The 7,798-nt window shown below is 72.1% G+C and carries 9 protein-coding genes; 2 read left to right on the top strand and 7 right to left on the bottom strand.

The window, feature by feature from the left end; all coding sequences use genetic code 11:
* Positions 1-42 precede the first annotated feature (42 nt).
* Positions 43-330 (bottom strand): metal-sensitive transcriptional regulator, encoded by a 288-nt coding sequence (locus ACFQ8C_RS18150; RefSeq protein WP_043224790.1) that lies wholly within the window; start codon positions 328-330, stop codon positions 43-45.
* Positions 331-560: 230 nt separating this feature from the next.
* A complete protein-coding gene (locus ACFQ8C_RS18145; RefSeq protein WP_383458228.1) occupies positions 561-977 on the bottom strand; it encodes a YciI family protein in 417 nt (138 codons plus the stop codon).
* Positions 978-1,111: 134 nt separating this feature from the next.
* Between ACFQ8C_RS18145 and ACFQ8C_RS18140 the strand changes: the two genes are divergently transcribed.
* Complete coding sequence (locus ACFQ8C_RS18140) at positions 1,112-1,738, top strand: MarC family protein (RefSeq protein ID WP_383458225.1); 627 nt, start codon at positions 1,112-1,114, stop codon at positions 1,736-1,738.
* A gap of 182 nt (positions 1,739-1,920) precedes the next feature.
* Here ACFQ8C_RS18140 and ACFQ8C_RS18135 read toward each other — a convergent pair whose 3' ends face one another.
* On the bottom strand, positions 1,921-2,985 hold the full coding sequence (locus tag ACFQ8C_RS18135; RefSeq protein WP_383458223.1) for an aldo/keto reductase: 1,065 nt from the start codon (positions 2,983-2,985) through the stop codon (positions 1,921-1,923).
* A gap of 154 nt (positions 2,986-3,139) precedes the next feature.
* Positions 3,140-3,964 (bottom strand): alpha/beta fold hydrolase, encoded by an 825-nt coding sequence (locus ACFQ8C_RS18130; RefSeq protein ID WP_383458220.1) that lies wholly within the window; start codon positions 3,962-3,964, stop codon positions 3,140-3,142.
* Positions 3,965-4,066: 102 nt separating this feature from the next.
* Here ACFQ8C_RS18130 and ACFQ8C_RS18125 point away from each other — a divergent pair, with 102 nt between their 5' ends.
* The gene (locus ACFQ8C_RS18125; protein ID WP_383458217.1) at positions 4,067-4,540 is read left to right on the top strand and encodes a carboxymuconolactone decarboxylase family protein; all 474 of its coding nucleotides are present in this window, start codon (positions 4,067-4,069) and stop codon (positions 4,538-4,540) included.
* A 27-nt stretch (positions 4,541-4,567) separates the two neighbouring features.
* Here the strand turns inward: ACFQ8C_RS18125 and ACFQ8C_RS18120 are convergent, their stop codons facing one another.
* The 3 genes from ACFQ8C_RS18120 to ACFQ8C_RS18110 all read right to left on the bottom strand — a co-directional run bounded on the left by ACFQ8C_RS18120 (position 4,568) and on the right by ACFQ8C_RS18110 (position 7,793).
* Positions 4,568-4,795 (bottom strand): DUF4287 domain-containing protein, encoded by a 228-nt coding sequence (locus tag ACFQ8C_RS18120; RefSeq protein ID WP_383458214.1) that lies wholly within the window; start codon positions 4,793-4,795, stop codon positions 4,568-4,570.
* A gap of 71 nt (positions 4,796-4,866) precedes the next feature.
* The gene (locus ACFQ8C_RS18115) at positions 4,867-7,122 is read right to left on the bottom strand and encodes an FtsX-like permease family protein (protein WP_383458212.1); all 2,256 of its coding nucleotides are present in this window, start codon (positions 7,120-7,122) and stop codon (positions 4,867-4,869) included.
* Entirely contained in the window at positions 7,119-7,793 is a 675-nt protein-coding gene (locus tag ACFQ8C_RS18110; RefSeq protein WP_383458210.1) for an ABC transporter ATP-binding protein, read from the bottom strand. The genes ACFQ8C_RS18115 and ACFQ8C_RS18110 overlap by 4 nt, the downstream gene beginning before the upstream one ends.
* Between the last annotated feature and the right edge of the window lie 5 nt (positions 7,794-7,798).

Below are 7,798 nucleotides of genomic sequence, written 5' to 3'. Positions count from 1 at the left end.
GAAGGACCTTCCGCCGGGGGCGCGCTCTACTGCGTCGGAGGCTCAGGCCAGCGACAGGAACAGCTTCTCCAGCCGGGCCCGCATCTTGTCCGGGTCCTCGCCGTCCCGCTTCCCGTTCTCCATCTCGGTCAGGCACTGCTGGAGCCCCGTCGCGATGATCGCGAACCCGGCCCGGTCCAGTGCCCGCGAAGCGGCCGCCAGCTGCGTCACGACCTCCTCGCAGTCGCGCCCTTCCTCGATCATCCGGATCACGCCCGAGATCTGGCCCTGCGCCCGGCGCAGCCGGTTCAGCACGGCCTTGAGCTCCGCGCCCGCGAGATCGAGTTCCACAGCCACTCCTCCAGCAGATACCCCAGGGGGCAGTCCGACCCCCACCGCGGGGATCCGTCGAGTTCCAAGGATGACACCCACCCCGACCATTCCCCCCGGCCCGCCGCCCGGCCGCCCCACCACCCCCGACGCCTCCGGCCACCCCCCCCGAGGGGTTCAGCCGACCCCGGCCGCTTCAGCCGCCCCCGGCGAGTTCAGCGAGTTCAGCGAGTTCGGCCGACCCGGCCGCTTCAGTCCTGTGCCGGGCCCGCCTCGTCGATGCGGCGGATGACGACGGGGTAGTCGGGGGCGCCGGCCGGCTGCGGACAGCCGGCCACCCGGGCGGCGATCTCCGTCACCCGCTCCAGGCTCTCGCACTCCAGGACCCAGTAGCCGGCGAGGACCTCCTTGGTCTCGGCGTACGGGCCGTCCGTCACCACCGGGCGGCCTTCGGCGTCCAGCGAGACGTGCCGGGTCTCGCCCGGGTCGGCCAGGCCCTGCCCGTCGAGCATCTCCCCGCTTTCGAGCAGCTCCTTGTTGAGCGTGGTCATGAAGTCGAACATCACCGTCAGGGACTCCTTGTCCCAGGCCGGGCTCTGCGCCGAGCCGCGCCCGGACATCGCCTCGTAGTCGGCGTGCGAGCCCTGCACCATCACCAGGTACTTCATGGTGTCCTCCGTACATCGCGTGTCGAGTGAACCTCTCTCGAAGGTGGGTCGGAACCGGCCCGTGGATCTCGACACCGCGCGGGCCGATTCAGGAAATCCATCCCGAATCACCCGACCGCCCCATGATGTCCGCTGTGAACCCCTTCACCTTCTCCGCCGCGTTCATCACGTTCTTCTCCGTCATCGGGCCGCCGAAGGTGCTCCTCGCCTTCGCCGGCCTGGGCCAGGTCCACCCGGCCGGGCAGCTCCGCACCATCGCCCTGCTCTCGTCCGGCACGGCGGTCCTGGTCGGCATCGTCACCGGCAGCACGGCGCCGTGGCTGCTCGACCTCTTCCACATCAGCACCCCCGCGCTCCAGCTCGCGGGCGGCGTCATCTTCTTCCTCTACGCCGTCGGGCTCGTCCTCGGCATGCACCTCGGCTCCGACGGGCCGCACGAGGACGCGCCCGACACCCTCAGCGGCGTCCGCGAACTCCTCATGCCGTACGTCGTCAGCCCGCTCGCCATGACCGCCCTGCTCATCGAGGGGGCCGCCCGCGACTCGGTCGGCTGGCGCTCGACCGTCGTCGGCGCCTACATGGCGGTCATCGCGCTCGACCTCGTCTGCGTCCTGCTGCTCGCCCGGGTCCTGCGCCGCACCCACCACGCCACCATCGAACTCCTCGGCCGGCTCCTCGGATTGCTGCTCGCCGCGGTCGGCGTGGACCTCGTCCTCGACGGCCTCTCGGACCTGGGCGTACCGGGCCTGGACCGGCACTAGACGGCCCCACCGGGACGGCACGCGCCCACGCCGTCAGGCAGGCCCACCCCGTCAGCCAGGCGCCGCCCTGTCAGTCAGGCCCGCTTCCGTCAGCCAGACGCCACCCCGCCAGCCAGACGCCGCCCATCAGGTCCTGGCCCGTCAGACCTCGCCCGCCCCCTCAGATCTCCCCACCCGCCCCCTCAGGCCTCCGCGGCCGCCCGCTCGTCCAACGGCCGTCGCCGCAGCGACGGTTCGGTGAGGGACGGCGGGCGCCAGACGCCGTCGGCGCGGTAGACGTCGGTCCCCGGCGGCACGATCGCGTCGATACGGTCGAGCACCGCGTCGTCGAGCACGAGCGCCGCGCCCTTCAGGAGCCCGTCCAGCTGCTCCATCGTCCGCGGCCCGAGGATTACCGAGGTGACGGCGGGATGCGCGGCGGCGAAGGCGACCGCGAGCTCGGGCAGCGAGCAGCCGATCTCCTCGGCGAGCAGGGCGAGTTCCTCGACGATGTCGAGCTTCGCCGCGTTCTGGGAGAGGGCGGGGTCGAAGCGCTGCGGGGTGATCGCCGCCCGCCCGCGCGTCATGTCGACGCCGCGCCCCTTCCGGTACGCCCCCGAGAGGTACCCGGAGGCGAGCGGAGCCCACGTCAGCACGCCCATCCCGTACTGCTGCGCCACCGGCAGCACCGCGGTCTCCACTCCGCGCGCGAGCAGCGAGTACGGCGGCTGTTCGGTCCGGAACCGCCGCAGCCCGCGCCGCTCGGCGACCGCGTGCGCCTCGACGATCCGATGGGCGGGGAAGGTCGAGCAGCCGAAGGCCCGGATCTTTCCCTGGGAGACGAGGTCGCCGAGGACGTCCAGGGTCTCCTCGATGTCGGTCCGGTGGTCGGGCCGGTGCACCTGGTACAGATCGATCCGGTCGGTCCCGAGCCGCGCCAGGCTGGCCTCCACGGCCCGGACGATCCACCGCCGCGACAGCCCGCCCCGCGCGGGCCCGTCCCCGCCGACCGGGAAGTACACCTTGGTCGCGAGCACGGTCTCGTCCCGGCGGCGCGGGTCGCGCAGCGCCTTCCCGACGATCTCCTCGGACTCGCCCGCCGAGTACATGTCGGCGGTGTCGACGAAGTTGATCCCCCGGTCGAGGGCGGAGTGGATGATCCGTACGGCGTCCTGGTGGTCGGGGTTGCCGACCGACCCGAACATCATGGTGCCGAGGCAGTAGGTGCTTACTTCGATCCCGGTCCCGCCGAGTACCCGATAGCGCATGCGCCGCACCCTAGGGGTTGGAGCGGACTCCAACGCAAGCCCCGGAGGCCGAACGAAGTTCCCGACCCGTGAACGCCCCCGACCGCCCCCGACAGACCCCGAAAGGACCTGAAAGGACCCGAACGCCCCGCCCCCCGCCCCGCCCCCGCGGCGGCTACACGCGCCCGCCGCCGCCGGCCTCCCGGAGAAACGCCCCCACCACCCCGTACACCTGCTCGGGCCGCTCCAGGTGCGCGTCGTGCCCGGCCCCCGGCAGACAGACGCCGCGCAGCCCCGGCTGCCGCCGCGCCATCCCGTCCCACTGCTCCGCGTCGATGATCCCGTGCTGTCCGAGGACCGCGAGCAGCGGTACGTCGACGGCGTCCCACTCCTCCCACCAGGAGCGGACGGCGTTCTCGTCGAGGGAGGCGGCCAGCACCGTCGCGTCGAACCGCGGCCACCACCCCCCGTCCCGCTCCTCGAACCCCGACGCCCATCCCTTCCCGACGGCACCGCCGCCGAAGTACGAGACGGCCGCCCCGCGACTCGCGAACGGCACCGGCAGCCCCCGCAGCCACTCCGCGACGTGCGCCACGTCCTCGGGCGTGGACCCGGCGGGCCCGGCCTCGACCAGTACGGCCCCGGCGATCCGGGGATGCCGACGGGCGGCGGCGAGCAGCGCGGCGTGCCCGCCGTAGGACTGCCCGACGAGAACGAAGGCCCGCTCCCCGCCCCCGAACTCCTCGACGACCGCGAGCGCATCGTCGACGTACGCCCGCCGGGAGACGTCGGCCGGCGTCCGCTCGCTCGCCCCGTGCCCCCGCTGGTCGAGCGCGAGCACCCGGTACCCGTCCCGGCGCAGCGACCGGGCGAGCCCGTCCCACTCCCCGCAGTGCCCGGCGAGCCCGTGCAGCAGCAGGACGCCGAGCCCGTCGCCGCCCCAGTCGCGCAGCGACAGGACGACCCCCTCACGCACGAACTTCCGAGTGACGTAGCTCACATCCACCCCTGTCACATCTACCCCCCGTCCTCCGTCAACCCAATGAAAGCCCACGACGAAGGCCACGACGAAGGCCGCGAACGAAAGCCCACGGAGGAACCCATGGACGCCCGCCTCAACCTCTTCGCCAGCCCCATCGCCGGCAAGGTCGTCAAGCACCTCGCCTCGGCCGGCTTCGCGATCCCGGACGCCGTGCTCCCGCACAGCACCCAGGAACTGGTGAAGATCCGCGCGAGCCAGATCAACGGCTGCGGCTTCTGCCTCGACATGCACACCAAGGACGCCACCGCGGCCGGCGAGACCCCCCTCCGCCTGCACATGGTCGCCGTCTGGCGCGAGGCCAAGGTCTACACGGAGGCCGAGCGGGCGGCCCTCGAACTCGCCGAGCAGGGCACCCGCCTCGCCGACCACCACACCGGCGTCACCGACGCGGCCTGGGAGAACGCGGCCAAGCACTACGACGAGGAGCAGCTCGCCGCCCTGGTCTCCCTCATCGCGATCATCAACGCCTTCAACCGCATCAACGCCATGACCCAGCAGCCGGCCGGCGACTACGTCCCCGGCCAGTTCGCCTGATACCCGCGACCGGCGGAACCCGGCCGACTACTTCCCGTCCTCGGCCCGGACCGCCGCCACCAGCGCGTTGGCGTGCCCGTGCCCGAGCCCGTGCTCGCTCTTCAGCCAGGCGACGAGCTCCATGTGCCGGTCGAGCGGCGAGGATCGGATGACCTCGAACCACTCGGCCACGGGCCGCCCGTACTTCTTCTCGATGGACGGGAAGTAGCTGGCGGGACCCTTGGGGGCGGGGGCGGGGGCGGGGGTGGTGGACACGGTGACCTCCGGAACGATCGGAAACGGATACGCACCATCCAAGACCCCCGCGCCCCCCGAAACTCATCGCCTCAATCCCGCCGGATGTGCTCCGGATCCACATGCCGCCGCACCATCGGCACGGAAGCGACCCCCGCCACCACCAGCACCCCCACCGCACTCCCCACCAGCACCGGCAACCCCTCCCAGTCCCAGTGCACGGCCCCGCCCCCGGTGATCAGATAACTGGCTTCGGCCAGCCACCCCGTCACCACGGCCCCGCCCAACCCCACCCCCAACGGCACCAGCACCTGCACCACCTGCACCCCCCGCAAGGTCCCCGCCCGAGCCCCCAGCAACCCCAGCGCCGCCACCTGCCCCCGCCGCTCCAAAGCCCGATCGGCCACGGAAACCACAAACGCAGCCACCCCCACCACAAGCCCCAGCACCATCCCCACCACCAACAGGCTCCGGATGACGGCCAACTGCGCCAGCGCGTCGACGGCGATCCCCACCGCATCCACCTCCGCGGTAGGCGCGACACCTCCGATCCCATCGAGCACCGCCCGCACTGTCCCCGCGTCGGCCCCCGACACCAAGGTCAGACTCCCCGCCCCCGCAGCCAGCCCCACCGGCGCCATCGAGGGCGGCACGAGCAGGGTGTCGGGCCGGAGCGCGGAGGGCTGATACGTCCGGATCTCCGCGCCGGCCTCCGGTACGGCGAAGACGACCTTCCGTCCGTCCCGGAGGGCGAAGGGGAAGCGGTCTCCGGGCTGCGGGTCGTACTCGGACGGAGGGACGGGGCCGCTGAGCCTCATGACCTTGCCATCCGTACATCCCCGCAACGAGATCGAGGCCGTGGCCACCTGCTCGCAGGTGGCCACGACCAGGTCGAGCCCGATGCCGGCAGGTTCGCCGGGCGGGCTCCACGAGCTGTACGAGGTCAAGTGGGCCCGCACGTCCGGCAGTCGTTCCAGGGCCTGGCGCTGGCCGGCGCTGAGCTCGTTCAGACGGATCTGGTACTCCTGCAGTGGTGCCGTGCGTCGGCTCACCTGGTCCAGCTCGATGAGCACGCCCTGTGTGAGCGAGGCGCCGAACACCAGCAGCACGAGCCCGGTGACCACCCGCAGCGAGGACCCCGGATCCACCTCCGTACGCCGCATCGCCAGCGTCAGCGGCAGCGACCTGGAGACGGCGGCGGTCCGCCGCGCGAGCCACGAGGTGACGGGCGGCAGCCCGAGGACGAGCCCCGCACCGGTCAGCAGTACGGCGCCGGGAACGAGAGTGGAGCTGGCGGATCCGCCGGACGGGTCCCTCCCCAGGACGCTCATCGCGCAGTAGCCGCCGATCACCCCCATCCCCGGAACCAGCAGCAACGTCCCCCATTTCCGCGGCGGCCGACGCTCCGCCGTCCGGCGCACCGCGATCGGTGAGAGCGCGGCCCTCCGGGCCCCGAACAGCCCGACGGCCCAGGCCAGCGCCGGACACCCGACCAGGCACACCGCCACCGTGGACCACTCGGGCCGCCCGTCCGCCGGGTACCACTGGAGCCCGGGGAGCCCGACCCGTGCCATGGCTTCGTTGACCCCGAGGTATCCGACGAGTCCGAGCACCGCCCCGAGGAACGCCGCCGCGACGTTCTCCCCGGCGTTGACCCGCACGGTGTCTTTGATGCTGAGACCTACCAACCGGAGCGCCGCCAGCCGCCGTGCGCGGGACTCCCCGGAGAGGCGCGCACAGACGGAGAGGAAGACCACGAGGGGGAGGAGGACGATGCACCCGAGGGTGAACCGGAGGATGTCCAGCGTCTCCCCGTCGACGACCTCGTCGTGGAGCCGTCCGTCCCCGAAGCCGTCGAACGCGTGCGGGGCGGTCAGCTTGTCGCGGGTGGTGCCGACGTAGGCGTAGAGCTCGTCCGGGCCGCCGAGGCCTTCCGCCCCGATGGTGCCCGTCACCCGGCCGGGAACGAGGCCCGAGACACCGGGATTCGCCGTGAGAACGTCACGGAGCGCCGGTGAGACGACGGCCTCGCCGGGACCGGGGAACGCCGTGACCCCTGGCGGGAGAGGGGCCGGGCCCGGACCCGTGCGGGCGAGGAAGACCCTTCGGAAGGGCCTCGACCCATACGGATCGAGGAACTTCTGATAGGCCACGTTGCTGTGCTCCGCGAGGACCGGATGCCGGGCGGAGGCACGGGCGTCGTGTGAAGCGAGGATCGTGGGAATGGTGAGCACCGCCGCGAGGCAGGCCACCCCCAGGCCGGATCCGAGGGCCATCAGCAGGAAGCGCACACGCCCCCTGCGCCCGCTGCCCCATAACAGGCGCAGTCCGAGAAGGAAGGGGCTCACACCGTCACCCGCTGGGCCAGGACACCGTCCACCATCACGTACTGGGTGTCGGCGTGCGCGGCCACATTCGGGTCATGCGTGACGATCACCACCGCGGTGTCGAGTTCCTTCGCGAGATGCAGGAACTCCTTCAGTACGGCATGGGCGTTGGCGCTGTCGAGAGCTCCGGTCGGCTCGTCGGCGAAGACCACGTCCGGCTGGTGGACAAGCGCCCGCGCGACGGCGATGCGCTGGCGCTGTCCTCCCGACAGCTTCGACGCCCGGCGGCGGAGAAGGTCGCCCATGCCCAGCCGGCCGAGCACCCGTGCGGCCGCGGCATGGGCCCGGTCCTTCGCGACTCCTGCCAGACGCAGGGGCAGTGCGGCGTTCTCCTCCACGGTCAGTTCGTCGAGCAACTCTCCGTACTGGAAGACGAATCCGATGCGCTCCCGGCGTAAGGCGCTCAGTTCGGCATCGGGAAGCGACGACAGAGCTACCCCGTCGAAGGTCACCGTGCCGCTCGCCGGTGGCAGGACACCGGCCAGGCAGTACAACAGCGAGGACTTGCCGGAGCCGCTGCTGCCCATGATCGCTGCCACTTCGCCGCGCGCGAGCGAGAATTCGGCCCCGCTGACCGCCTGCTGTTCTCCGTAGAAGAAGTCCACGCTCTCGGCGCGGAGGATGACGTCCATGATGC

The organism is Streptomyces sp. NPDC056503 (assembly GCF_042794995.1).
Lineage (GTDB): Bacteria > Actinomycetota > Actinomycetes > Streptomycetales > Streptomycetaceae > Streptomyces.
The sequence above is the reverse complement of the archived record's forward strand: the minus strand, read 5'-3'. Positions and strand labels throughout refer to the sequence as shown.